2 protein-coding genes and 1 pseudogene are annotated in these 1,839 nt (G+C 62.8%); all 3 read left to right on the top strand.

What is annotated here, in order from left to right; genetic code table 11:
- A partial coding sequence (locus tag EOA24_RS36430; protein WP_133374827.1) for a transposase occupies positions 1-490 on the top strand: 490 nt, incomplete at its 5' end.
- On the top strand, positions 442-1,089 hold the full coding sequence (locus EOA24_RS36425; protein WP_245501942.1) for a UPF0149 family protein: 648 nt from the start codon (positions 442-444) through the stop codon (positions 1,087-1,089). The genes EOA24_RS36430 and EOA24_RS36425, both read left to right, overlap by 49 nt.
- Positions 1,090-1,290: 201 nt before the next feature.
- Positions 1,291-1,839, top strand: a pseudogene (locus EOA24_RS36420) (IS21 family transposase); the annotation flags it as partial.

Genomic DNA, 1,839 nt, shown 5'->3' with positions numbered 1-1,839 from the left:
GGCGATCTACCGGATCGAGGAAGAGATACGGGGGCTCCCGCCCGCCGAGCGATTGGCCACACGACGAAGGCGGACCCGACCACTGGTCCGGGCGCTGCGACGACAGCTCATGCGCCAGGCCAACGGTTTGTCGCGCCACGCCGATATCGCCAAGGCCTTCGCCTATGGCACCAAGCGATGGCGCGCGTTCAATCGCTTCCTCTACGATGGCCAGCTCGAGCCCGACAACCTGATCGCGGAGCGCGCCATTCGTGGATTTACCGTCGGCCGGCGCAATTGGCTTTTCTCGGGCAATTTCGCCGCGGCCGAGCGGTCAGCGGTCGTGCTCAGCATCATCGAGACCTGCAAGCTCTGCGGCGTCGATGCCGAAGCCTATATGGCCGATGTCATCGAGCGCATCCAGAACGACTGGCCAGCCTCGCGCTGGGACGAGCTGATGCCATGGAACTGGGTGCGCCGCCACGAGATGCCGCTCCCCTTGGCGGCATGAGCGCGCTCGATGACATGGCGCTGTCGGACGAGGCGCTCGAGGCCTGGATGGCCGCCAAGACCAACCCCCGCCCACTGGTGCGGACCATGTCGGCGCTGGATGGCTTCGTAACGGCATCGGTCACCGGTCCGCGGTTCGCGGACCCGCAAGACTGGATGTGCCCGCTCATGGGACTGCCGCGCGACGTCCTGGCCAAAGGCTCTGCAACCGATCACGCCGTGTTTGCCAGCCTCGCCAGGATCCACAACCGGATCAACGAGACGCTGTTCGACAGACCGCAGGATTATGCGCCCCGCTTCGCCACCAAGCCCAGCGGCGGCATCGACCCGCGACCGTGGTGCCAGGGGTTCTACGCGGCCATGAATCTCAACATCAAACGCTGGAAACGGCTCCTCGACCTCAAGAACCCCAACCACGGGCTGCTGCTGCCGATCCTGATCTACTGCGTCGACAAAAAGGGGAGGCCTGTCCTCGGCAAACCCAGGCCGGGGCCCGAGACCGCGCACTTCATCGAGCACGAGGCATACAAGGACATCGCCCTCGTCATCCCCGCTCTTCGCGAACTCCACTACGTCACCCGCTATGATAGCCCGCAGTAATCGCCGCCGGCGCGCTGACTAACGCCTGACTGCGGATTCCGACGTGAAGCCGGCCGCCATTCCGATCAAAGACCGGCCACCGTTCCGATTTGAAGCCGGCCACCATTCCAATCAAAAGCCGGCCAGTTTTCGGCACTGAACATTACCTCCTGGGTCAGCAACTTTGGCATCAATCACCTCGCCATGAACGGGGACATTTTGATGCCGGCAAAGAGAAGGCTGACCATGAGACAATTGAGACAAATGCTGCGGCTTGCCGGAAGCGGGACGAGCTCCCGCGAGATTGCGATCGTATTGGGGATAGCGCGCAGTACGGTGCAGGATAATTTGCAGCGTGCAGCCGCGGTTGGATTGAGCTGGCCCTTGCCGGGCGAGCTGACCGACGATGCGCTCGAGAACAAACTCTTCAGTCGCAACGGCGTCAAACAGGGCACGCGGCGACGCACGGAACCGAACTGGGCCGATCTTGCGGTCGAGCTCAAAAAGCCCGGCGTCACATTGCTCATCCTGTGGGAGGAGTATCGTGGGTCGCATCCCGACGGTTACGGCTATAGTCGCTTCTGCGAACTCTTTCGCAGTTTCGAGCAGCGGCTGTCACCGACGATGCGCCAGGAGCATGCGGCCGGCGACAAGGTCTTCGTGGATTATTCCGGCAAGAAGATTCCGATTGTCGATCGCAAGACCGGTGAGATCCGCGAGGCGGAGATCTTCGTGGCGGTGCTGGGGGCGTTCAGCTACACCTTTGCCGAG

The sequence above is a fragment of the Mesorhizobium sp. M2A.F.Ca.ET.039.01.1.1 genome, assembly GCF_003998035.1.
Classification (GTDB): Bacteria; Pseudomonadota; Alphaproteobacteria; order Rhizobiales; family Rhizobiaceae; genus Mesorhizobium.
This window is presented reverse-complemented; position numbering and strand designations above follow the sequence as displayed.

What these genes read in the sequence shown, in the direction of transcription:
- EOA24_RS36425 (WP_245501942.1), top strand. Translation starts at nt 442, where the DNA reads ATGGAACTGGGTGCGCCGCCACGAGATGCCGCTCCCCTTGGCGGCATG.